Below are 23,217 nucleotides of genomic sequence, written 5' to 3' on the forward strand. Positions count from 1 at the left end.
GCCAACTGTGCCCCCGCTAGCAAGTTGGTGGCGCGGGTTTAACTTTTTCAGTCAGCTAATCGCCAGAACTCCAATAAAATGACTTAAATTCACAATTCAATTCAGGTGTCTACCCCTACCTGAGGGGCAAGTCATACACCCCATCTATGATTTGCCCTCCAAAAGGAGTTGACGCCATGACCGAGGCTGATCGGCAGCAGATTTTGAACGAAGTGCGCAATGACCTCATGCAATGCCAGCTCAAGATGCGTCGCATTGCAGAGGCAGATATGCGCCATCATTCAGCCAAACGCGGGTCGATCAAAACCCGGGACCGGGTCGGTGTGGTTCGTCTAGCCTACGCTCAGGAATTGAAGCTTTTGGCTCGGCAAATCGGCAGCATGAAAATCTGATGAACCTGAATGCACAGTCGTGAAATTTGGAGCCTGCATCAGTCGACCTCGTGCTCAATCTCGAAATGCACCTGAAACGGCCACAGTTTCTCTGGCTAGCGGGAAAGTCTCTTGGGACTTATCGGGCGTTAAGAGTTGAGCAGCAAGTTACGCAAGCCACTCGCATCATCAAACTAAACGCACGAGGCCGGAAATTGGTCCTTCCCGGCCGGAATGTTCTGATGGGAACCGCTTATACATGAACGAAAGCAACGAACGACTTAGGCCGTTCTGATCCATGTTCTTTTGACAGTACCCGGTTGCTGTTTTTCTTGGCTACACAAACCTGTTCACATAATTTTCCAGAATTTCCTGACGCCCGGATCGCGGTTCAGGGTTGGTATTCTCCCGCAGAACACGAGCGGAGATTTCTTCCAGACTGCTGTCCAACATGGACGCCGCTTCTGGTGTACTCCAACCGGAATACCGTTCTGACAACGCGTCCTCCAAACCGCCGTCATCAATCATGGCGGCCGCAGCTTTCAAGCCTCGGGCACAGATGTCCATTCCACCAACATGGGCTGCAACAAGATCTTCTGCGTCAATGGATTGGCGCCGTACCTTTGCGTCAAAGTTTGTGCCCCCGGTCGTAAAACCACCGGCCTTCAGAATGTAGTAATAAGCCAAGGCAACCTCTGGCGTGTTATTCGGGAACTGGTCCGTGTCCCACCCGGACTGGTAATCGTTTCGATTCATGTCGATCGAACCAAGCATCCCTTCGGCAGCAGCGACCGCAATTTCATGCTCGAAACTGTGCCCGGCCAGGATCGCATGCCCCTGCTCGAGGTTCAATTTGACCTCGCCCTCCAAACCGTACTTCCTGAGAAATCCGATACACGTCGCCGCGTCGTAGTCGTACTGGTGTTTGGACGGCTCCTGCGGTTTGGGCTCCACGAGAATAGTGCCCTTGAACCCAATTTTGTGCTTGTACTCAACGACCATGTTCAAAAACCGGCCCATATGGTCCAACTCGGCCTTCAAATCCGTGTTCAAAAGGGTTTCATAGCCTTCCCGGCCACCCCAAAGAACATAGTTTTCACCGCCCAGCTTGTGGGTCGCATCCATGCACGATTTCACTGTTGCTGCGGCAAATGCAAACACTTCAGGATCAGGGTTTGTGCTGGCACCAGCCATCCAACGGCGGTGGCTGAACATATTGGCCGTACCCCAAAGCAGCTTGGTGCCAGACGCCTGCATTTTTTCGCCAATGTAATCGGTGATTTCCTCAAGGGTTCTCAGATTATCGGCAAAATTGCCCTGCTCTGGCCGAATATCAGCATCGTGCCAGCAAAAGAATGGCTGGCCCAGAAGATCAAACAGTTCAAAAGCAATGTCCGCCTTTAGGCGCGCGCGACCCATGTCATCTTGTGGATACCACGGGCGTTCGAATGTAGGCCCGCCAAAGGGGTCGCCCCCCTCCCATGCGAATGAGTGCCACCACGCCACAGCAAACCGCAGATGGTCTTCCATCCGTTTGCCCATGACAATTTCGTCCGGATTGTAGTGCCGGAACGCCAATGGGTTCTTGCTGTCTGCGCCTTCAAACTGGATCTGCTCAATCCCGTCAAAAAATCCACTTGGCATGTCTGCCCCCTATTCTGCTTTTTGTGCTGGCTGCTTGCCCAGAATGATCATTGACAAAAGGTCGTCATCCGTGACGTCCGCAATATCGACCGTCCCAACCAGTTTGCCGTTCTTCATGACCGAGGCGCGGTCACACAGCTCCATAACGGCATGCACGTCGTGGTCGATCAAGAATATGCCGATGCCCTGCGCCTTTAGCTGGTGGATCAGATCAGCCACCATCTGAGTTTCATGCGGCCCAAGCGCTGCTGTCGGCTCATCCATGATCAGAATGCGCGCGTTGAAATAGACGGCTCGCGCGATCGCCACAGATTGTCTTTGACCACCCGACAACGCAGAGACAGGATCATTGAACTTCTGAAAGTTCGGGTTGAGTTGTGCCATGATCTTGCGGCATTCGGCCTCCATGGCTGCGTCGTTGACCAAACCAAAAGGCGTGGTCATTTCACGCCCCAGGAAGAGGTTTGAGGTCGCGTCCAGATTGTCTGCCAAGGCAAGTGTCTGATAGATGGTTTCGATGTTATTTGCGCGCGCATCGCGAGGGTTCGCGATCTCGACCGGCTTGCCATCAATCAAAATCTCGCCGTGATCCATTTGATAAGCGCCCGACAGGACCTTGATCAGCGTGGACTTACCGGCCCCGTTATGCCCCAGCAGCCCCACGACTTCACCCGGATAAAGATCGACCGACACATGGTCGACGGCCTTGATCCCGCCGAAGGAGATCGAAATATCGCGCATCTCGACCAATGGCGCTTCGCCAGAGCCGCGTCCAGACTTCACAGAGGTTTCATGCGTATCCTGAGCTTGCATCACTTGGCCCCCAATCGCTTGCGGTAGACGATGTCGATATAGACGGCCAGCACCAGAACGCTGCCGACCACAATATTCTGAAACGGCGCGTCGACGCCAACCATTGCCATACCAGATTGCAGCGCCTGCATGATCAATGCGCCAAGGATCGCACCATAAATGGTGCCGATGCCACCAGACAACGCGGTCCCACCAATAACAGCGGCCGCGATGACCCGTAATTCATCCAGCGTGCCAATATCGTTCGAGTGGTTTGCAAGGCGCGCCGAGGCGACCACAGCAGAAACGGCGCACAAAAAGCCCATCAGCGCAAAAATCTTAACGGTCAGCAGTCGCGTATTGATGCCGGAAAGCTCTGCCGCATCCGGGTTTCCACCGGTGGCAAAGATATAGCGTCCAAAACGAGTTTTCCGCGCTACGATCGTCAGGGTTACCGCGACGATGATCAGGATGAGGACAGAAATTGGTATGCCGTACCCGACGACCAGCCCCTCCGGCATAGTTTCGCCGCGTGCTTCGAACATACGTTGCAGCCGACGTGTCGGAATGGCGTAGCTGTTTACGATGTAGACATACCCAAGTATTGCGAGTGCGATGATCCCGGCCAGAGTGGCCTCGGCCCAAACAGGTTTGACGGGGAAGCCATGTGACGCTTTTGCACGTCGACCGCTCCACAAAGCCCAAATGGCGACCGCCGTAGCGAACAAACCAAATAGCCAGCTTGTTGTGGTTCCAAGCGTTCCGTTGGTTCCGCCGAACATCAGGAATGTACTGTCCAGCGGACCAATCGTTTGGCCGCTGGTCAGATACCACGCCACGTTTCTCCAAACCAGGAATCCACCAAGCGTGACAATGAATGCTGGTATCGTCAGATAACCGACCAACCAGCCATGAAACGCACCAATCAGCGTGCCCACTAACAGCCCGACGACAATGGTGATCGCCCAGGTTGCAGGATTGTTCAAACCCATCCCAAGTACCTGCGGCAACAGCTCGGTTTGCGTCATTGCCATCACTGCCGACGTTGTCGCCAGCAATGCTCCGACCGACAAATCTATGTGCCGCGTGACGATTATGAACACCATCCCGCACGCCATAATGGCAACCGAAACCGTCTGGATGGACAGGTTGAACAGGTTCCGAGGCGTCAGGAACCGGCCATCCGTAAAGATGTTGAACCCGATGCACAGGATGACAAACGCGCCGATCATTCCCAAAAGCCGCATGTCCAGTTCCAACTGCTGGAACAGGCTGGGTTTCGCTTTTTCAGGTACCGGCTGAGACGAAGTTTCGGTCATTTCCGATCTTTCATATTCAGCAATGGTCCCTGGCCCCGAAAGGGCCAGGGACTTTGAAGCTTAGTTACAAGGGGCCGGTCCGTTTTCAACGCCCTGGCACAGATCTTCCAACGGAATCCATCCGGCATCCACAACAACGGAAAGATTGTCCTTGGTAATCGGAACAGGCGCAAGGAAGACCGAACTCATCTCGGTGCCACCCGGTGATGTCCAACTAATCGCACCTTCGACGTCAGCGGGGCTTGTACCGCCCGTCAAAGCCACGGCGATTTCGCCAGCGGCCTTGCCGAGCTCACGGGCGTCTTTCCATACGGAAACAGTCTGAGTACCCAGCGCGACACGGTTCAGCGCCGCGTGATCACCATCCTGACCAGAGACCGGAATGCCTTCCATACCCTGCGCTGTCAAAGCAGCGACAACGCCGCCTGCGGTGCCGTCATTCGACGCAACCACTGCATCCACGTTGTTCTCATTTGCAGTCAGGATTTGTTCCATGTTCCGCTGCGCATTCGCGGGCAGCCAGCCGTCCGTGTAGGCTTCTCCAACGATTACGATGTCACCGCTGTCGACTGCCGCGCCGATAATCTCTTGCTGTCCACCCCGCAGGAAGTCAGCGTTCGGATCCGTAGGAGAGCCTTTGATCATCACGTAGTTGCCCTTGGGCATTGCCTCAAAAACAGCGCGGGCCTGCATTCTGCCGACTTCTACATTGTCAAAGGTCAGATAGAACGCACGGTCGTCTTCGATCAGGCGATCGTAAGCGATGACCGGAATGCCTTCGTCTGCCGCAGCCTGAACAGCCGGCCCGATTGCCTGCGCGTCCTGCGCCAAAATGATAAGCGCGTCTACACCTTGGGCGATCAGGCTTTCAATGTCCGAAAGCTGCTTTGCGGAAGACGATTGCGCGTCTGCCGAAATATACTCGGCGCCTCCTGCTTCAAGCGCAGACTTGATGGCTGCTTCATCCGTTTTCCAACGCTCTTCCTGAAAGTTCGACCAGCTTACGCCGACCACTGGCTCTGCGAATGCGGTCGAAGCCAACAAAGTGGCCACAGCCGAAAAGCTGAGAATTCGTTTCATGATTTCCTCCCATTTGCGGAGCCATCGCATTTCGATTCGCGGCTCTCACGAATTTGAATACCATATTTATTTCAGTCGGTAAAATATTTAGTCTATTAGAAGCGGTGAAATCCAAATAGATTGGGGACAAGACCAGATTCGCGAGGCCAAGATGCTGAAAAGCAAAGCTTCTCAAAATGCCGCAGACCAGCGAAACATTACCCGCCTGCGGGTGCTGGAACATATCCGGACCAGAGGCTCGATTTCACGGATAGATATCGCCAGCGCATTGCAGACCAGCCCGGCGACGGTTACCGCCGCCACGGCCGACCTCATTTCTGCGGGGCTGATCAAAGAGATCGAAACCGAACAACAATCCAAGTCTGCCAAAAGGGGGCGGCCCAGAGTCCTGCTTCAGTTGAATGGCGGCTCATACCTTGTTGCGGGCCTTAAGGTGGCGCGCCACATGATCTCGGTCATTCTTGTGGATTTCGAAGGCAATGAGGTTACGTCATACAAACATCCGCTGGACGACGCCCGAATGACCCCAACCGCTTTTGTGGCGACCATTCGCAAAGCCATGGATCAGGCTTGCGCTCAGATTAACGAAACCATCGACACCCTGTCCGGCGTGTCAATTGGGATTGCCGGTCTGGTGGATGCAGAAAGGAACTTTGTCCACTGGTCCTCTTCCCTGACCGAAAGAAACGTCGATTTCAGTCAATTTCTGGAAACTGAATTGCCCTGCCCCGCCTTCATTGAAAACGACGCCAATCTGGTGGCAAAGGCGGAACAACTTTTTGGATTAGGTAAGGGGTTAAAGAACTTTCTTGTCGTCACGATCGAACACGGCGTTGGGCTTGGTATTGTGCTGGACGGCAAGCTGTATCGCGGGGAACGTGGCTGCGGAGCAGAGTTTGGCCATACAAAAGTTCAACTGGACGGCGCGCTTTGCCAATGCGGCCAGCGGGGCTGCCTTGAGGCCTATGTCGGTGACTATGCGCTCATCCGGGAAGCAACCGTTGCCGATCAAAGCACTGGAACGGAAACCGTAACGGAAATCCACAAAAACGCGCGTTCCGGAGACCAAAGGGCCAAGTCCGTTCTGGCCCGCGCGGGACAGATGTTTGGTCTGGGGATATCCAACCTGATTAACCTGTTTGACCCGGAACGCATTATATTGTCAGGCGCTCAGATGGACTTGGAACACCTGTATTCCGACGAGGTGATGACCCGAATTCGAAGTGGCGTAGTGAATGTCGATACCCCCTTGCCGGAAATCAAAGTCCATCACTGGGGCGACCTGATGTGGGCCAAGGGTGCTGCGGCTTACGGGATTGAGCAGGTCTCGATCTTGAAGGTGAAGGAACTGGCGACACATGCGTCCTGAGCTTTGTATCCTGTTCGCTTTTGCATCTGCGTCCACCGCAGAAGCCCAAGCTCCGCAATTCCAGAAGATTGACATAGGCGCCCATACCTATGATGGCGGATGGGAGCACTTTGTGGGCGGTGGGGTCGCCGTTTTCGATTGCGACGGGGACGGGCTGCCCGAGCTTTTCGCCGCGGGTGGGACCAATCCTGCCCAACTGTTTAAGAACACATCGCTCGACAGCGTTTCATTTCGTGCTGATACGCCCAAGCAATTGTCACTGACCAGCGTAACCGGGGCTTACCCATTGGACGTCGACAATGATGGTGTTCTGGATCTGGCCGTTTTACGCGTTGGCCCTGATCTGCTTTTGAAGGGCGAATCCGATTGCAATTTCCGCCCTTTCGACACCCTTGGTTTCCAATCAGAGGACCATTGGACAACCGGGTTCTCTGCCACCTGGGAAGTTGATCAGACCCTTCCAACACTGGCCTTTGGCACCTATGTTGATCGCCGGAATCCCGATGGCCCGTTTGAGGCCTGCGGACCCACGGTCCTATACCGCCCCAACGGCCGCAGCTATCAGCCGCCGGAATATCTCGAGCCGGGTTACTGCGCGCTGTCGGTCCTGTTTTCGGACTGGTCCCGCTCAGGACAAGCGGATTTGCGGGTCAGTAACGATCGCCATTACTATGTGCGCGGTGGGCAAGAGCAGTTATGGGCTATGGAGGCCACCCCACGCACCTATTCGCAAAAAGACGGATGGTTGCCATATTCGATCTGGGGAATGGGCATCGCTTCGCGGGATCTGACAGGCGATGGCTTTCCCGAAGTTTATCTGACTTCGATGGGCGATCAGAAATTGCAGATCTTCGACCCCAAAACTGGCGGCCCGACTTGGCGTGACGCCACCTACGACAAAGGCACAACCGCCCACAGGCCACACACTGGAGGCGACGGTCGCCCATCGACCGGATGGCATGCGCAGTTTGGCGACGTCAACAACGACGGTCTGGACGATATTTTCGTCACCAAAGGAAATGTCGAGCAGATGCCGGACGCGGCGCTAAATGACCCCAACAACCTGCTGTTACAACAGCAGAATGGTCAATTCCACGAAGCTTCGGCCAAGGCTGGCATTGCTTCTATGGCCAAGTCGCGCGGTGCGGCATTGGCTGACTTCAACAATGACGGCTGGCTTGATCTGGTGGTGGTCAATAGGGGCTCGGAACTTGAGGTCTATCAAAACCACCCTCGCACTGGGAATTGGGTGATGATGGACATAGCGCAGGATCAGCCAAACCGTTTCGCCGTCGGCGGCTTTATCGAGATGAGGACTGCGGCGGGTATGCAGACCCGGGAAATCACCATCGGCGGAGGGCACGCCAGCGGCATCGTGGGTCTACATCATTTTGGGCTGACGGATGCGAAGACGATCGAAGTTCGGGTCATTTGGCCCGATGGCGAAGCGGGGGATTGGCAGGAATACCACCCCAATCAGATCATTCGAATTGAACGATGATCATTGGTCGACATGCAACCCACTTGGAACTTTTTCCGGAACACCAAGACGTTCTGCGGGGTCTTCCAGACTACCCAAAAAGCTCAGAAGGGCGCTGATCTCTTGATCCGTCAGACTTATCTTCGGCAGGTCGCTGCTTTTGGCAATCGCATCCATAATCTCGGGGTCGGAAAACGCCTGATGATCCTTTGCACCCGGAAAGTCAGGCAACACCGCCAGTTCCAAGGTATACGTGTGCAATGAGCCTTCCGGGTCGAGATGATGACGCACGACGTCTTCAAGCCGCGCATAAGCACCGCTATGCCCGTAGGGGGCCGTCAGCGTTACATTGCGCAACGAAGGCGTGCGAAACGCAAATGAATCCTCTGCGTCACCAGTCACGCGCAGGCGCCCATCATCCCGGACATGGCTTTCAAACCTTGCTGCTTTGCCGGGCCCTATCTGCGGCATCGCGATAGAGTGAAACTTGTGGTCCGTTTGAAACCAGCCCGAATGACAGGTGCTGCACCCTGCCATTCCATAGAACAGTTGCATTCCGCGCGCTGCCTCTTCCGGCAGGTCGGCTTCCCCCCGCATCGCAAGGTCAAACGGGCTGTTGTCGGCGCGCCATTCAAAGGCAATGAAATCGGCAATTACATTCGCAATAGCAGAAAAGGTGATCGCATCCCCCGGTGCGATCAAGGAAAATCGCTGTTCGTATTCCGGGATGGCCGCGATGCGAGCAGCAATCAGGTCCCACGCCCCGCCTTCCTGCGTTAGCAACCCAAGGCGCACGGCCTGGCTGACGTCATTCTCGGAGTAATGGCCTGCCATCTCATCAGGGGACAGCACCGGAAACATTGCCTGAGCGGCCAGAGCGGAATTGAAACCTGACCGCATATGCGTGCCCAGTGGCGTCCTGATACCGTTCTCGCGTGTCGGATCGGCTTCAAGGCGGCCATCGTGAAAGAAGGTTGTGAACTCGGTCGCGCCAAGATTCCAAAGACCCGGCGAATTGCGCGGGATTCGTTGCTCTGGCGGGTTTTCCGCATCGAGTTTCCGCTTCTCCCCCAAACCCGCGCCACCCTCACCGATCCCCAGCGAAAGCCCATCGGACGTGCCGAGTTTGGGGTGATGACACGTTGCGCAGCTTATGTTCTTGTTCCCCGACAAGATCGGATCGTAGAAAAGCAGCCGCCCAAGTTCGACCTCGTCCAGATCAGGCTCAACAAACTCTGGTTTTGGCCCGAGGTCCTGAGCCGCTGCGGGCATAATGGACACGACCACCACGCCGAAAGCAACAATCGGTGCAACGAACCTCATGTCTCACCCTCGGAAATCTCAAGTATCAATGTCTGCGCGTATGGCCCTTCAGGAGAGTATATGATCGACGGAAATTCAGGGATGTTAACCGCGTTGGGATAACCCGACGGCTCGATGCACACGCCAGCGTTTTTGCGGAAAGGTTCCGCAAGGTGAGCCCCCGAGTAAACCTGCGCCCCCGCCTGATCAGACCAAACAGATAGTTGCAAACCGTTAGGCGCGGTAAGGTCAGCGACCGGAAGCCCATTCTCTCGTGCGGGGTCGAAAACGAAGTAGTTGTCCAAGTCCGTCAAAGTAGCGCTGATCGCCTTGGGTTCGGAGAAATCCATCCCGCCCTTCCTTGCGTCGTCCAATTTGCCCGAGGGAATTCCCTGATTGTCCACTTCAAGATAGCGGTGTGAGGCCAGCCGCAGACTATGCCCGGAAATGCCCGTCGTGCTACCCAGACAATAGTAATTGTGCTGCGCTATACTTATGGGGGTCGGTCGATCAGGCTGCGCTGAAATCGAATAGATCAGGCGCGTTTCGTCCAGTTTTACGCGCACCTCAAATCTGACTTCTCCCGGAAAGCCGCCGGCACCCTCTGGGGATGTGTGGCGCAACACGGCCTCGTTTGCCGCTATTTTCTCAAGGGCCCAATTCTGATGCGAGAGGCCAGCCCATCCACCGTGCAAGGAATTCCGACCCTCGTTTGCGTCCAGTTCATAACGGATATTTTCCATGTGAAAACGCGCGTTTCCGATCCGATTGGCGACACGGCCGACGATTGCACCCATATAGCTTTTGTCGGTAACGTAGTCCTGCGGACTTTCGTACCCAAGGATCATTGGCAAACCCTTGTACCACCACCCCTGCGTTGTCGCCCCGTAGCTGAGCAGCGACACCCGCATGTCGCCATCATTCAGAACGGTCGCTTCGATCCGAGGAGGTATGTCTCGCCTTACGCTCATCTTTTTGCGAAAGGTGCCAAGGCTGAATAGGATTGCCGGTACCGCTGGTATTCACTTTCGTACGCATCGACCAAATCTTCACGAGGTTCGATGACCCTGTCGATTTTGGGTGCCATCATCACCGTGTCCGGATCTGCGTCATTGACGGCGCATATTGCCAGACGAGCGGCACCGATAGCGGCTCCAAATTCACTGCCCTGCGGCAAGGTAAGAGGCGTATTGAGTACGGTGGCCAGTTTCTTCAACCAATAAAGGGAGCGCGCACCGCCGCCAACAGCCATAAGGGTCGTTGGTTTGGTTCCGGTTTTCTTGAGGGCCTCCAGACAATCCCGCATTGCAAAGGCGACGCCTTCCATGACGGCCCGCGTCAAGTCCGCAGTGCCTGAGGAAATATCGACACCCAGGAATGCCCCTCGGATCGCACTGTCATTATGCGGCGTCCGCTCACCTGAAAGATAGGGCAGAAACGTGATCTCTGATGGGCCATCCAGATCGTCCGGCAGCGAGGCGACCAGGTCCCCAACGGACTGGCTCAGGTTACGGGAGAGCCAGTTCAAGCTGTTCGTCGCAGACAGGATGACACCCATCTGAATCCACCTGTCCGGAACAGAATGACAAAAACAATGTACCGCCGTTTCCGGCGCTGGCGCGTACTCGTCCCTGGACACCAGCAGCACACCTGAGGTTCCAAGCGACAAGAAGCCAGCCCCGTCGCTGATACTGCCTATCCCGCAGGCAGCAGCGGCGTTGTCCCCTGCTCCGCCCGCAACTACGACCGGCCCAGACACTCCCCATTCTTGCAGCAGTTCGGGCCGCAATTCCCCGCCCGGTTCACTGCCTTCAACCAGTCGCGGCATTTGTTTGATGCTCATATGACCTTGTTCCAGAGCGATTTCCGACCATCGCCGCGCCCCAACGTCCAGCCATGACGTTCCCGCGCTGTCAGACATGTCGCTGACGTAATCCCCAGTCAGCCAAAGTCGCAAAAAGTCTTTCGGCAGCAGTACCTTGGCAATCTTGGCAAACAGGTCAGGCTCATTTGCGCGGACCCATTCCAACTTGGGGGCTGTAAACCCCGGAAAAACGATGTTGCCAGAACTTGAACGCATGCCCGGCAGTTGATCAAGCCTCTGTGCTTCTTTCGAGGCCCGCGTGTCGTTCCACAGAATGCAAGGCCGCAGTACGTTGTCTTCGGCATCCAAAAGGGTCGCACCGTGCATGTGCCCGCTCAGACCAATGCCGCGTAGCGCGGAGAACGCAGTTCCGTGCGCAGATCGAAGCTGACCGACAACGTCCTTACACGCCTCCACCCAATCCAGAGGCGACTGTTCAGACCATCCCGGCTTTGGCGAAGACGTTGTGATATTGGATTCGGCACTGCCTGCGACGGACCCTGTGTCGTCGACAAGGATCCCTCTGAGACCGGATGTTCCCAAGTCCAATCCGAGATACATTTTTTGACCTCATCCATTTTATTTTAGTTGCTAAAATTAATATCCAAGCAGATTTTGTCAACAGAAGTTTAAGCCCAATTGGCCTCCCATAGCGACAACCCCACGCCAGATCAGCGAGTGGATAGTTTGCGGCAGGAAACGGTTTTGCCGAGTTGAACGGCCCTCATGTCCACCATCACAGACTGAAGCTTCCGTTGACTTGTCTACACGCAATAGTTGCGTTAGCCTGCATCTCCCAAAGCAGTTACTGGACGAGGCCGGAGCAGGCCCATTGCACAGGGTTAAGTTGTAAACGATCACGCGGAGCAAGAGAGTGACCGACACTGAATGCAACTATCAACAAATCGCCTCAGTCGAAGAAGTCAAATCTGCCCTGGAAGAGGCGCAGTGCCAGCACTGTGGCATCACCACAAATGAGCTCATGTCACGCGGAGAGGTCCTTGAGATTTGCGGTGAGGAATATTGCTCTGACATCTCAACGGGACTGAAACTGTTCACCACATTTGCTGTGTGCCCAAGCTGTCATGAGCGGTTTCATCAGGACGCCGAAAACATGCACAACCCTTGCCAAATAAAGGCTCGGTGGAGTCGAGAGGGCCTCGCGTAGTAAGGTGCCGGGGGCGGCAGCCTCTCACTTTAACTTCTATTTCCCAGATCAGACGTTGGCATGGGGCTGATTGAATGATCGCTTCACCAATTGGAACGAGCTTGAAAACTTGCCCCGCTAGCGCGGATCAATCTAAGCTTTGGTTCCCTCACGCTGATCTGCTTTCATTTTCAACGACGGAACCAGAGTATTGACTGAATTCTTGCTTGATACCCTGCGCGCACCTCGGCAGCATATTTGAGCCAAATCTCTGATAGAGTGGAATGCAGATAAGGGAACCACTTTTCTGCACGCTTCGCCAAAGTAGGGAGTTTCAATCGTGATCAAGACTTCCCCCGAATTGCTTGCCGTAACAGAGCGCTGGTTTGATGCAATCAGATACCGCAGAACGCACGTTTTGAAAGATTACCTTTCAGACTCGGCTGAGTTGCGGTTCATCGGAACCGGCGAAGATGAATTCTGGAGGGGGCAAGTCGTCCGCGATGGTGTCGGTGACTTCATCGGCGAAATGCCCGAGCCAGATGTTTGGGAAGTGCTGGAAGCCGAAGCCTTCGAGAATGGAGAAACGGGCTGGTCAGCCTTCCTCCACAAAGTCGGCTTTCCCGGTCTTGGGGATTCATTCATCGTCCGCACTGTACTTGTGTTCGTGTTGGAAGGGGCGTCCTGGAAGATCATAAATCGGCACGCGTCGCTTCCGTTTCCAAATGTGGAATTCGTAGGCAGCGAGCAGTTGGCGATCCAAAGCCTTGTAAATGCCGCGCTAAATGACGGCCCGGAATTACTTCAGACTGAAGGTTTGGCCTCGGTGCTCTTTACCGATGTAGAAGGCAGTACGCCCCTTGCCGAAGCCATGGGCAACCAAAGCTGGTCCGCCTTGATAGACCAACATTTTCAGACTGTTGAGGGGATCGTTGTGGCACATCGCGGGCAGTTCGTAAAGTCGCTGGGGGATGGAACGCTATCCAGCTTTCAATCCGCAAACGAGGCGCTTCTCGCAGCAATCGACATGCAGGAGGCCGTTAAACTGACCGATATGGAACCGCGTCTGGGTTTGCGGGTTGGCATTCACACCGGCGAAGTCGTGTTGGCGCGCGGCGACTTTTTCGGCACTGTGGTTAACAAGGCAGCTCGTATTACGTCGTCGGCCAATGCGGGCGAAATCCTTGTTTCAGACGAAACACGAGCCATGGTCAGCGGACACCACGAGTTCAAATTTGTAGACGCCAAATCAGTAACCCTCAAAGGATTGCCAAAGGATCATACTGTTTACCGTTTGCAATGGTCGCAATAACTAGGTCTCTGAATGACCCTTTGAAAGCCGGCCTAGTAAGCGGGGTGCCTATTCAGCCACTTTTACTACTGTTCGGTATCGCCTTGCCGAACGGGCATATCATTCTCGTGATCTTCCGTCGCCTCGCCCTTCGGCAACTCTATTATCGTATCAATAACATAACTGGGACGCTGCTTGGTCTCTACGTTTATGCGGCCGATATATTCCCCGATCAGCCCCAACGCGATCAAATTACAGGCCCCTAACAGCAAAACAACTACCATCAACGATGCATAACCTGGAGCGTCAACGCCCCAGAAGACTGTTTTAGCAATGATGAATACGGCGTAGAAAACGGCAAAAATCGCCGTCATTGTCCCCAAATAGGTCCACGCTCTGATCGGCAAGGTTGTCGAACCGGTGATACCATCCAAGGCAAAGTTCCAGAGCTTCCAAAAATTCCAATTCGTGTCCCCCGCCGATCGGGTTGGGCGTTCATACTCGATCGTAACAGGGTCGAAACCGACCCACGCGAATAGCCCTTTCATAAAGCGTACGCGTTCGGTCAGTTCGTTCAGACGTTCCACAACCTCGCGGTCGAGCAATCGGAAATCCCCAACGTTGGGTTCGATAGGATAGTCGGAAATTCGGTTGATCGCCCAGTAAAATGCGTTGCTGAGTGTTCTCTTCCCGACGCTGTCCCCTGTGCGAGAAACGCGTTTCGCGTTGACCATTTTCGCCCCAGATTGCCACGCTTCAAGCATCTTGGGGATCAAGTCCGGCGGATCCTGCAAATCCACATCCATCGGAATGACAGCGTCGCCGCTCGCATGCCGAAGCCCAGCAGCCAAGGCGCTGTCTTTTTTGAAGTTGCGGGACAATTTAACAATGCAAATGCTAAATGGCGAATTTGCTACAGACTTTATGTAATCAACCGAACCATCCGTACTGCCGTCGTCAACGAATACGACTTCGAGCTGAGCACCCGGCCTAAGCACATCCTTAACCTGCTGGGCAACGGGTCCGATCGCGTCGAAAAACAGCGGCAGGGCATCCGCCTCGTTGAAGAATGGAACAACAAGCGAAACAGTTTTCCCACTGATCGAAACGTCCTGATCGGTCTGCGATGGCAAGGTAAGAGCTGGCTCAGACATTTGTTTCACAGATTACCCAAGATCAATGTTCCGTGCATAGCATAGACCCTCAGGTGACAGGTTTGACGAGTTTCGCAACCACAGTCAGGCCCGCGAGGCGGTTTGCTTTCATTACGAAACGCTCCATTTTGCAGACACTCTTCAAGATACCGTTCAAGGCGTCAGGAAGAGGTTTCATATCCGATCTGTTCGCCTCGCGCCCACGGGTCGCCAAGCGCACCAGCGCAGCCGCCGGAAAGATTGCTCCATAATAATAATGTATCGCTTCGGGTTCAGCTTTTACGGCGCGAATAGTCTTCGTTAAGCTCTGGATCGTATATCTGCGCCGATGCTCCAAAAATTCATCATGAGCGCTCCACAAGAATTCGAAAGCGGGTACCGTTATGATGAATACTGTGCCAGGACGGGCTTTCTGCCAATATTCACTCAGCAGAGCGACGTCGTCGTCGACGTGTTCCAGAACGTCCATCATCAGGACAAGATCTGCGCTCGAGTGGTCGAGGCTTCGAACAAACTGAATGGATGTGCCGTTCGGCAGCCGGTCTTCAGTTTCATCCTCGTATCCGGGATCGACGCAAATTGCGCTATCCGCATAATTGTTGCTTAGCAGCCACTTGCTGAACCAACCCAGCCCAGCGCCGACATCAAGTACCTCGTGAGGTCGGTTGCCAAAATGCTGTGTGATAACGTTCGCTTTGGCTGTATAGTACCAATGATCATCGGCACGATCGCCCAAGGCCTGATGTTCTTTTAAATCCAAGATTATATCTCGCAACAGCATGTTAAATATTGGAATATGCTACGGTCAGATGATATTTGTTTAAAGCGAATGATTTGATGAAGTTTTTAAGTGTTGCTTGTGTATCCGTTATCGCGGGTTCAATATTTTGGGTATTTGTGGGGTTGGCCGAAAAATCGCTTTGGGTTGACGAGCTTTTTTCAGCGTATTTTTCTGATCCTGAACTCCCCAGCTTGCGGGCTTTTTTTGAAAGGGCAGCACAGGATGTGCACCCACCCGGATATTACCTGACATTGTGGTGGGTACTGAAGACATTCCCAGGTCAATTTGAATTGATAGCGCGGGGATACTCCGCTGTTCTCGGATGCATGGCACTGGCGGTAATTTACTTGGCCCCCGGTCCGTCGGTCAGACCTGTAGCCAGACTTGTTGGTGTGGCCGTCGCGGCAACATCAGGGGTTTGGCTCTTTAGCTCACAAAACGCTCGATCCTACTCCGCTCTTTTTTTGATCCTAAGCGTCATCATATTTTTGGCACTTCGTTGCCGAGAAAAGCTAAGCACTGGTCATTTGCCTATCCAAGGGTTGGTGGCGTTGGCGGTCGCCTGCAATGTTGCAAGCACCTTCCACTACTATTCAATATTGATTTCCGGGGCGGTATTCGGACTGCTGTTGTTGAGCTGCCGAACTTTGCGCCACAGAATGGTTGTCGCGGTCTCGGGTTTGACCGTTTTGCTTTTCACATCGCTATTGTTGTCGTGGCATCTGCCCCAGTTCGTAGTTGAAATAGACAATACCTGGTTCGAAGCGAACTTCGACTTCATTCTTCAGCAAGTCTTGAAGGGCGCAGATTCCTTGGTATCCCCACCTGTTGTTGCGGCAAGTCTATGGTTGGCTTGTATTTTAGTTGTGCTATTGCTCCAGCGATCAAAACGAGCAATTCCACACGCTGCCCTCGGACCAGACTTTGTGAGCGGTTTGTTGTTCAATTTTTCAATAATTGCCTTAACAATAGGTTTGGGCATTGTTGTAACAATATTCTTTGTACCCATGCTGTCTTTCCGCTTGTTTACGGTTTTGGCACCCGTGTTTTGGATTGGTGTCGTGTATCTGGTAGAGTATTTATTCCGGTTGACTGAAGACTATCCTGAAACCGCCATTTTTCACCAACTGTCGAAAGCATTTATCGCGCTGGCGATTATTGTAACTATGGCGGCAGGCATGCTGTCCGGGGACAAAGCTGAAGGCCCCTGGAAGCAGACGAGCCACTACATCGCCAGCATTGATGGCTGTGCCGCCGCCGCTCTGCCCATAGTTTGGTTCGATGTGCCGTATTTTACCGAGGACGATCCCGAACGGTTTTACGGGTATTACCTGTCTCAGCCCGCTCATCGAAAATGGCTAAAAATCCCCAGAGGAAAGATTGAGGCTTCGATTGCAAGCCCGCAGTTTCGATCGCATGTGACGGCGGTGATGGATACGCCTAACGGGTGCCCGGTCTTGTTTTGGTCAAACCACTTTCTAGTATCTGAGGACATTCAAACTGCAGCCCAATTGGTTCAGAATATCGTGGCCGAGATTGGGGGCGAAGGCTATGGCGTAGAAACTCTGCATTTTGAGCAAAATGAAGAGTTTACAATTCTATTGCTGCGCGAATTGGACCAAAGCGCGCAAAACGACTAACCACCTGTCGAAAACCCTCAGAAACTACTGTCGCGTCGTTGGTGGGTCTCAATAATAAATCCACAGCCGAGGGGTGGACCGAAATCCACACCTCGACTGCTTAATTGGGTCAGGACCAGCCCGATACGACCTTCACCTCGAGAAAGTCCTCCATGCCGAATGTTCCGCCTTCGCGGCCATTGCCCGATTGCTTCATCCCGCCAAATGGGGCCCCTGCCCCACGGCGTACGCCGTTGGCCTCGACCATTCCAGAGCGCAGGCGGCGCGAGACGCGTTTCAGCTTTTCAGCATCCGAGGTCTGGACGTAATTTGCCAAACCGAACTCGGTATCATTGGCCATCTGCACCGCGTCTGCTTCGTCCGAGAACTTCATCATCGCAAGCACCGGTCCAAAGATCTCTTCCCGCGCGATCCGCATGTCAGGAGTGACATCGGCAAACACGGTCGGGCGCACGAAGAACCCCCGGTTCATGCCTTCGGGACGCCCCGGACCACCGGCAACAAGCCGCGCGCCCTCATCAATGCCAGACTGGATCAGATCCTGAATCTTGTCGAATTGCGCCTTGTTGACGACGGCTGATCATGAGAACCGCAAAGAACCAATACTTACGATGCAAAAATGCATGAATGGGGAACATTTTGCGACAGGTTGCTGAGTCAGGATCACCAACCCTATTGAACAATCTACAGAGCTGTTGACGGCGCGGACTGCATGGAAGCTGGGATCAGCCTTGTTCTTCGTCGTCCTCAAGCGTCAGCAAATAGGTCTTGGTTGCTTTGAGCATCTCAGAAGCTTTGGCATCGTCTGTCATGACCCGGGACAACGCAATCGAACCGACCATAGCCGCCACCGCCAAATTTGCCTTGCTGCGATCCCCGCCAAGATAATCGGCGACGGTGTTTATGAAGCCATCAATATGAGTTTGCATGATGTCCCGCGACGCCTTGGGCCTGCGTGAAACATCCGACACAAGCGCGGGGATCGCGCAGCCACTGCTTTTTAGGTCGCGATGTTTGGGGCTGACATAGCTACCAACATAGCGCGCAAAGGATGGCTTTTTCGGGCTTGCATTAAGCTTTTGGGTCAAACGACCTTCTCGCAACGCGCGTTCAAGCGCCTGATCCAGCAGGTCTTCCTTGTTTTCAAAATGGCCGTAGAACCCGCCATGCGTCAATCCTACGGAATTCATCAAAGACACGACATTAATCGCTGAAAACCCACCGCTGCGCAGTTGTTCACCTGCGTTCGAAAGGATCTCCTCGCGATGACGTTCCTTTTGCGCTTGAGAGTACCCCATTGATGCTGGCCTTCGGAATCCATTGCCCCAGTTAGTGCGTCGACGACCACTAACTGGGTCAATCTGCATTGGAGTCATAATACAGAAATCCCCAGTGTGGTCCAGTTTTCACGCGATTTTTCAGCACCCATTGACTTGCATGATGTATATCATACACAATCCGTTACAGACTAAGCGGCCCGGCGGCGATTTCAGATTGCCAAACGCCACGCGGCCTGACCCCGAGGATTCTAAAATCAGGACATGCCGTGATCACCGACACAACGACTAACGCCACACTTGACCCGTCCCTCGGGATCGAAACCCATGACGATCCGGTCTTTGGCCCCTTGACCTATTTTCCGGCAAAACCTGTCCTGCGGCGTGGTAACGACGCCATTTACCTTCGCCAAGATTACAAGCTGCCGGACTATCCAACCAGTGTCATCGACTATCTGTTTGCAGCCGCCAGCGCACACCCCGACCGCCTTTCGCTTGCTGAACGCGGGCCACAGGGGTGGGATGGGCCAACTTTTCGGCAGCTAAAGGCGAATTGCGAGGCCATCGCGCAAGCTTTGCTCAACCGTGGTTTAAAGCAAGGAGATTGCATAGCCGTCTTGTCGCGCAACAGCATTATCCACGCTCAGATTCTGTTCGGGGCAATGATGGCCGGCATTACCGCTGCGTCGATCTCGCCAAGCTATGCAAAATTCTCAGAGGCTTTTCCCCGTCTGCAAAGCACATTTGCGCAGTCCAAAGCGAAACTCTTTTTTGTTGATGACGCCCAAACGCTGTCCGCTGCATTGGACAAGCTGGATCTGAACGGATGCGAGCTGGTGTCCGAACATCCCAGACCCGGTGATACTGACGTCGCCGAGTTGCTGGGCACCAAGGTTACCGAAGCTGTTGCCGCTGCCCACGCAGCCGTGACCGAAGAAACCGTTGGCAAGATCCTTTTCACCTCTGGCTCGACAGGCAACCCCAAGGGTGTGATCAACACACAGCGCATGATGTGCGCAAATATCGCCATGTCGCAAAGGATTGGAATCCGCATTCCTCACGCCCAACGTCGACGGCTATGCTGGCTGCCGTGGCACCATACGTTCGGGGGTAATCACATCCTGCACGAAATGCTGTTTCACGCATCAGCGCTTTATATCGACTCGGGCCGTCCAGTATCCGGGCCGGATTTTGAACGCAGCTTGACCGCTATCCGCGAGGTGAAACCAACCAATTTCTCGAACGTGCCCTTGGCATACGGCATGTTGTTGGACGCAATGGAACAGGATACCGAGCTGGCCGAAGCGTTCTTTTCGAACCTGACTTTCGTACATTACGGCGGAGCGGGATTCCCCGGCGAAACCTATGAACGGCTGCAAAAACTGGCCATGACGTATCGGGGCTGCCGAATTTCGCTATCGGGTGGATTTGCCATGACCGAAGCAGCGCCTTCTGTCACGACGGTCCATTGGCCATATGACGGGGTTGGGCGTATCGGAATGCCCGTGCCAGAAGTTGAAATCAAACTGATCTCACTCAGCGACGACCGTTACGAGCTGCGGATCAAGGGACCGAATGTCTTTCCCGGCTATGTAGATCAGCCCGAACTGAACAAACGACTTTTCGATGATGAGGGGTTCTTCATCACCGGTGACGCGATCCGCTTTGAAGACATCGACAACATCGCAAATGACCTGCGTTATGCCGGACGGGTCAGCGAAGATTTCAAGCTCGACAGCGGTACATTTGTTCAGGTTGGCGCGATCCGAACGGGATTGAATTTAGAATGTGGTGGGCTGGTGCGCGACACGGTTGTTGTCGGCGAAGGCCGCGCGCATATCGTCGCGATGGTCTGGCTGAACGATGCGGCCCGCGCACGTGCAACACGGGTGGACGGTGCACTTATTGAACCTGCTCCTGAAGACCTTGAACAGGTGCAACAGGCCTTGGACCGGTGGAACCAGAACAATGGCGGCTCCAGCCGGCAAGTGCGCGCAATTGGCATCCTGGCCGAGCCACCGTCGCTGTCGGAAAACGAAATCAACGACAAAGGCTACGTCAACCAGCGCCAAGTTCTCAAACGCCGCGCAGACACTGTTGACGCCCTTTACAACGGAACCCGCAAGGACTTTCTGGTGGTGGCACAACAATGAAAGAGACATCTTTGGAAGTCAGCCTAGACGCCTATCGCGGCCGGGTCGGCAAAGAGCTTGGCGTGTCAGACTGGCTTACGGTGGATCAGGCGCGGATCGACAAGTTTGCAGATGCCACCGACGATCACCAATTCATTCACATAGACCCGGACCGGGCCGCAGAAACACCTTTTGGCGGCACGATTGCGCATGGGTTTCTGTCGCTGTCACTATTGGTGCCACTGGTGCAGAACGGCGTCCCAAGGATCGCTGGTCGCACGATGGGTGTGAATTACGGTTTCGATAAGATCCGATTTGTTTCGCCGGTGCCCGCAGGCGCACGTATTCGTGGACGTTTTCACCTTGCTGGGCTGACGGACAGGGACGATGGATCCATCCAAACCCGAATGAACGTCACGGTCGAAATCGAAGGTAAAGACTCGCCCGCGCTAGTCGCGGAGTGGCTAGGGCTATCCTATTTCTGATCCGCGCTTTTGCCACTTATCCCACCGGGGGCCAAAATGACGCAAATGCCTTCTCTGGCGGATATATTACAGCCAGAACAAGTTGGGCCTGACCTGTTTCGCGCGGCTGCCTTTTCCGGCGATGCCGTGCCGACGCGCCTATTTGGGGGTCAGGTCATTGCCCAATGCCTAGCCGCTGCACGCCATTCCGTGTCGGCAGAGCGTCGCTGCCATTCTATCCACTCGTATTTCCTGCGCGCGGGTGATCCGAACCAACCATTGATCTTCCGGGTTGAAAATGCGCGGGATGGTGGATCGTTCAGCACGCGACGGGTGATCGCCACGCAGGGCGACCAGCAAATCCTGAATTTCACAGGGTCTTTCCATGTGCCCGATGAGGGCTGGGACTATCAGCACGAAAAACCGGACGCCCCGGGACCACAGGATTGCGCCCCGGACCAAAGCACCGCGACCGCTCGTTCCGCAAATGGCTCGGCCGAAGCAGACAACAGGCGCATCCACCAGACACAGTTCGAGATTCGCGACGTCGATCCCAGGAATGAGGCAAATCCCGTACCTGTCAGCGATCAGCACGGGTTTTGGTTTCGTATACCCGCAGCCAAAAATGGCGATGCCAGCCTGCAGCAGCTTTATCTGACCTATGCGTCCGATATGGGTTTGATGAGCGTAGGTTTGCGCGCCCACGGGTTGAGCTGGTCGCAGAACACAGCGCAGGGCGCCAGTCTGGATCACGCGATCTGGCTTCACGCACCTGCCCGTTTACAGGATTGGCACTTTTACGCGATGGATGGCCCCTGGACGGGCAGCGGCCGTGGACTGGCCCGCGGCATGATCTTTTCCGAAGAAGGCAAACTGGTCGCGAGTACAGCCCAGGAATCGCTATTGCGACGTAAGCGCAACTGAGTCGCGTCATTCTTGATCGAAGCCCCCTTTCTGCTTCTTGTGCAGTTCACCGCCTGTGGCACAAGCCCGTTGACCACTGGGCTCCACTTGGGTTCTGCATGACAATAATAATCTTAAATCGCCAGTCCACATACGGCTTACCGGACAGTGGACTTGACATCTGCATGATGACCGTCATTCTGAATAAGCTGAGATAAGGCCGATTGACAGCCTTGTTTGAACGACAGTGGAGGATGACGAAATGCAGGATATTCAGGGCAAAGTCAGGCACGAGGTCCAAGGCCGCGTGCTAAAGATCACGATCGACAACCCGGCAAAGAAAAATGCTTTTCATCCGCAGATGATGGAACAATTGTCAGACGCCCTGACCCTGCTAGAGCAAACACCCGACCTATGGGCAGGGGTGATCTGCGCAGAAGGCGAAGATTTTACAGCAGGGCTGGATATGCCAAAGTTCTTCGGCCCCAACAGCACACCCCCAGAAATTCCCGAGGGAAACGTTGATGCGTTTGGCCTGCAAAGACAGTGTAGCAAGCCGATTGTCACGGCCGTAAAAGGGATATGCTTCACAATCGGAATCGAAATGATGCTGGCCGGAGACATCGCCGTTGCCGCCGATGACACCCGGTTTTGCCAATTGGAATCAAAGCGCGGCATTGCTCCTTTCGGTGGTGCGCACTTCCGATACATCAGCCGCGCCGGTTGGGGAAACGCCATGTACCACCTGATGCTATGCGACGAGTTCGGCGCGGAAGAAGCCCATCGCATCGGGCTGGTCCAAGAGGTTGTAGCCAAAGGACATGAAACCGCACGCGCAATGGAGATTGCGGAAACGATCTGCCGTAACGCTCCGCTTGGCGTTCAGGCCATGAAAGTGGCTGGACGCAAATTTATTGAACACGGGGAACAGGCTGCGATTGCCTGCATTCCAGAGCTTCGCGACCGTATGCTTGCGACCGAGGATATGCGCGAAGGCATAGCGTCATTCGTGGAACGGCGCGAGGCCGTCTTTAAAGGCCGTTGAAACGAACGCCCCCGGCTGCCGGGGCAGCACCGGAACCGTAATGCGCGCTTGATGCAAAGGATACGGGGCTGGCAGGGGTTTTCGTAAGGTAAAAACGAATTCCGGCCATTAGGGGTTCGAGTGCGAGCTGACGAAGACCGGAATTCTAAACACCTCTACGCA

19 protein-coding genes and 1 pseudogene are annotated in these 23,217 nt (G+C 54.5%); 9 read left to right on the forward strand and 11 right to left on the reverse strand.

Annotation, left to right across the window (positions count from 1 at the left end; genetic code table 11):
- Window positions 1-176: 176 nt before the first annotated feature.
- Window positions 177-392, forward strand: coding sequence for a hypothetical protein (locus GOV87_RS11775; protein WP_171211897.1), 216 nt, complete (start codon window positions 177-179; stop codon window positions 390-392).
- Window positions 393-707: 315 nt separating this feature from the next.
- Here the strand turns inward: GOV87_RS11775 and xylA are convergent, their stop codons facing one another.
- The 4 genes from xylA to xylF are packed head-to-tail and all read right to left on the reverse strand — an operon-like array spanning window position 708 to window position 5,206.
- Window positions 708-2,015 (reverse strand): xylose isomerase, encoded by a 1,308-nt coding sequence (gene xylA, locus GOV87_RS11780; protein WP_171211898.1) that lies wholly within the window; start codon window positions 2,013-2,015, stop codon window positions 708-710.
- 9 nt (window positions 2,016-2,024) lie between these two features.
- Complete coding sequence (locus GOV87_RS11785; protein ID WP_171123344.1) at window positions 2,025-2,828, reverse strand: ATP-binding cassette domain-containing protein; 804 nt, start codon at window positions 2,826-2,828, stop codon at window positions 2,025-2,027.
- Window positions 2,828-4,126, reverse strand: coding sequence for a sugar ABC transporter permease (locus GOV87_RS11790; protein ID WP_171211899.1), 1,299 nt, complete (start codon window positions 4,124-4,126; stop codon window positions 2,828-2,830). The genes GOV87_RS11785 and GOV87_RS11790 overlap by 1 nt, the downstream gene beginning before the upstream one ends.
- 60 nt (window positions 4,127-4,186) lie before the next feature.
- The gene (gene xylF, locus GOV87_RS11795; protein WP_171123347.1) at window positions 4,187-5,206 is read right to left on the reverse strand and encodes a D-xylose ABC transporter substrate-binding protein; all 1,020 of its coding nucleotides are present in this window, start codon (window positions 5,204-5,206) and stop codon (window positions 4,187-4,189) included.
- Between the two features lie 151 nt (window positions 5,207-5,357).
- Between xylF and GOV87_RS11800 the strand changes: the two genes are divergently transcribed.
- Window positions 5,358-6,575 (forward strand): ROK family transcriptional regulator, encoded by a 1,218-nt coding sequence (locus GOV87_RS11800; protein WP_171211900.1) that lies wholly within the window; start codon window positions 5,358-5,360, stop codon window positions 6,573-6,575.
- The gene (locus GOV87_RS11805; RefSeq protein WP_171211901.1) at window positions 6,565-8,076 is read left to right on the forward strand and encodes a CRTAC1 family protein; all 1,512 of its coding nucleotides are present in this window, start codon (window positions 6,565-6,567) and stop codon (window positions 8,074-8,076) included. The genes GOV87_RS11800 and GOV87_RS11805 overlap by 11 nt, the downstream gene beginning before the upstream one ends.
- Here GOV87_RS11805 and GOV87_RS11810 read toward each other — a convergent pair whose 3' ends face one another.
- The 3 genes from GOV87_RS11810 to xylB are packed head-to-tail and all read right to left on the reverse strand — an operon-like array spanning window position 8,077 to window position 11,782.
- A complete protein-coding gene (locus tag GOV87_RS11810) occupies window positions 8,077-9,378 on the reverse strand; it encodes a cytochrome-c peroxidase (RefSeq protein WP_171211902.1) in 1,302 nt (433 codons plus the stop codon).
- Window positions 9,375-10,328, reverse strand: coding sequence for an aldose epimerase family protein (locus tag GOV87_RS11815; protein ID WP_171211903.1), 954 nt, complete (start codon window positions 10,326-10,328; stop codon window positions 9,375-9,377). Before GOV87_RS11815 ends, GOV87_RS11810 begins: the two co-directional genes overlap by 4 nt.
- Complete coding sequence (xylB, locus tag GOV87_RS11820) at window positions 10,325-11,782, reverse strand: xylulokinase (RefSeq protein ID WP_171211904.1); 1,458 nt, start codon at window positions 11,780-11,782, stop codon at window positions 10,325-10,327. Before xylB ends, GOV87_RS11815 begins: the two co-directional genes overlap by 4 nt.
- A 926-nt stretch (window positions 11,783-12,708) precedes the next feature.
- Between xylB and GOV87_RS11825 the strand changes: the two genes are divergently transcribed.
- Window positions 12,709-13,680 carry an adenylate/guanylate cyclase domain-containing protein gene (locus tag GOV87_RS11825; protein ID WP_171211905.1) on the forward strand — a complete coding sequence of 324 codons (972 nt, stop codon included), beginning with the start codon at window positions 12,709-12,711 and terminating at the stop codon, window positions 13,678-13,680.
- A gap of 65 nt (window positions 13,681-13,745) precedes the next feature.
- Here GOV87_RS11825 and GOV87_RS11830 read toward each other — a convergent pair whose 3' ends face one another.
- Together GOV87_RS11830 and GOV87_RS11835 are read right to left on the reverse strand one after the other, a co-directional pair.
- Window positions 13,746-14,813: a glycosyltransferase family 2 protein gene (locus GOV87_RS11830; protein ID WP_171211906.1), complete on the reverse strand. Its 1,068-nt coding sequence runs from the start codon at window positions 14,811-14,813 to the stop codon at window positions 13,746-13,748.
- Window positions 14,814-14,862: 49 nt separating this feature from the next.
- The gene (locus tag GOV87_RS11835; protein WP_171211907.1) at window positions 14,863-15,573 is read right to left on the reverse strand and encodes a methyltransferase domain-containing protein; all 711 of its coding nucleotides are present in this window, start codon (window positions 15,571-15,573) and stop codon (window positions 14,863-14,865) included.
- A gap of 74 nt (window positions 15,574-15,647) precedes the next feature.
- On the opposite strand from GOV87_RS11835, the gene GOV87_RS11840 reads away from it, so the two are divergent.
- Window positions 15,648-17,234 carry a glycosyltransferase family 39 protein gene (locus GOV87_RS11840; protein ID WP_171211908.1) on the forward strand — a complete coding sequence of 529 codons (1,587 nt, stop codon included), beginning with the start codon at window positions 15,648-15,650 and terminating at the stop codon, window positions 17,232-17,234.
- Window positions 17,235-17,343: 109 nt separating this feature from the next.
- On the opposite strand, the pseudogene GOV87_RS11845 reads toward GOV87_RS11840, so the two are convergent.
- Both GOV87_RS11845 and GOV87_RS11850 read right to left on the reverse strand, forming a co-directional pair.
- Window positions 17,344-17,808 (reverse strand): annotated as a pseudogene (locus GOV87_RS11845) (aldehyde dehydrogenase family protein); the annotation flags it as partial.
- Between the two features lie 151 nt (window positions 17,809-17,959).
- Window positions 17,960-18,532: a TetR/AcrR family transcriptional regulator gene (locus GOV87_RS11850; protein ID WP_171211909.1), complete on the reverse strand. Its 573-nt coding sequence runs from the start codon at window positions 18,530-18,532 to the stop codon at window positions 17,960-17,962.
- 248 nt (window positions 18,533-18,780) lie between these two features.
- Here GOV87_RS11850 and GOV87_RS11855 point away from each other — a divergent pair, with 248 nt between their 5' ends.
- From GOV87_RS11855 to GOV87_RS11870, 4 genes are all read left to right on the forward strand, one after another.
- Window positions 18,781-20,664, forward strand: a complete 1,884-nt coding sequence (locus GOV87_RS11855) for an AMP-binding protein (RefSeq protein ID WP_171211910.1) — start codon at window positions 18,781-18,783, stop codon at window positions 20,662-20,664.
- Entirely contained in the window at window positions 20,661-21,128 is a 468-nt protein-coding gene (locus GOV87_RS11860) for a MaoC family dehydratase (RefSeq protein ID WP_171211911.1), read from the forward strand. The genes GOV87_RS11855 and GOV87_RS11860 overlap by 4 nt, the downstream gene beginning before the upstream one ends.
- Window positions 21,129-21,164: 36 nt before the next feature.
- Entirely contained in the window at window positions 21,165-22,031 is an 867-nt protein-coding gene (locus GOV87_RS11865) for an acyl-CoA thioesterase II (protein ID WP_171211912.1), read from the forward strand.
- Window positions 22,032-22,272: 241 nt separating this feature from the next.
- A complete protein-coding gene (locus GOV87_RS11870) occupies window positions 22,273-23,055 on the forward strand; it encodes a crotonase/enoyl-CoA hydratase family protein (RefSeq protein WP_171211913.1) in 783 nt (260 codons plus the stop codon).
- Window positions 23,056-23,217 lie beyond the last annotated feature (162 nt).

Source organism: Ruegeria sp. HKCCA5426, from assembly GCF_013034585.1.
GTDB lineage: Bacteria > Pseudomonadota > Alphaproteobacteria > Rhodobacterales > Rhodobacteraceae > Ruegeria.

Bases quoted from the DNA above. Each gene is read 5' to 3' on its own strand.
- xylF (WP_171123347.1), bottom strand. From the start codon at position 5,206: ATGAAACGAATTCTCAGCTTTTCGGCTGTGGCCACTTTGTTGGCTTCG.
- GOV87_RS11830 (WP_171211906.1), bottom strand. From the start codon at position 14,813: ATGTCTGAGCCAGCTCTTACCTTGCCATCGCAGACCGATCAGGACGTT.
- GOV87_RS11850 (WP_171211909.1), bottom strand. From the start codon at position 18,532: ATGGGGTACTCTCAAGCGCAAAAGGAACGTCATCGCGAGGAGATCCTT.
- xylB (WP_171211904.1), bottom strand. From the start codon at position 11,782: ATGTATCTCGGATTGGACTTGGGAACATCCGGTCTCAGAGGGATCCTT.
- GOV87_RS11865 (WP_171211912.1), top strand. From the start codon at position 21,165: ATGACGCAAATGCCTTCTCTGGCGGATATATTACAGCCAGAACAAGTT.
- xylA (WP_171211898.1), bottom strand. From the start codon at position 2,015: ATGCCAAGTGGATTTTTTGACGGGATTGAGCAGATCCAGTTTGAAGGC.
- GOV87_RS11860 (WP_171211911.1), top strand. From the start codon at position 20,661: ATGAAAGAGACATCTTTGGAAGTCAGCCTAGACGCCTATCGCGGCCGG.
- GOV87_RS11785 (WP_171123344.1), bottom strand. From the start codon at position 2,828: ATGCAAGCTCAGGATACGCATGAAACCTCTGTGAAGTCTGGACGCGGC.
- GOV87_RS11815 (WP_171211903.1), bottom strand. From the start codon at position 10,328: ATGAGCGTAAGGCGAGACATACCTCCTCGGATCGAAGCGACCGTTCTG.
- GOV87_RS11810 (WP_171211902.1), bottom strand. From the start codon at position 9,378: ATGAGGTTCGTTGCACCGATTGTTGCTTTCGGCGTGGTGGTCGTGTCC.
- GOV87_RS11805 (WP_171211901.1), top strand. From the start codon at position 6,565: ATGCGTCCTGAGCTTTGTATCCTGTTCGCTTTTGCATCTGCGTCCACC.
- GOV87_RS11775 (WP_171211897.1), top strand. From the start codon at position 177: ATGACCGAGGCTGATCGGCAGCAGATTTTGAACGAAGTGCGCAATGAC.
- GOV87_RS11870 (WP_171211913.1), top strand. From the start codon at position 22,273: ATGCAGGATATTCAGGGCAAAGTCAGGCACGAGGTCCAAGGCCGCGTG.
- GOV87_RS11790 (WP_171211899.1), bottom strand. From the start codon at position 4,126: ATGACCGAAACTTCGTCTCAGCCGGTACCTGAAAAAGCGAAACCCAGC.
- GOV87_RS11800 (WP_171211900.1), top strand. From the start codon at position 5,358: ATGCTGAAAAGCAAAGCTTCTCAAAATGCCGCAGACCAGCGAAACATT.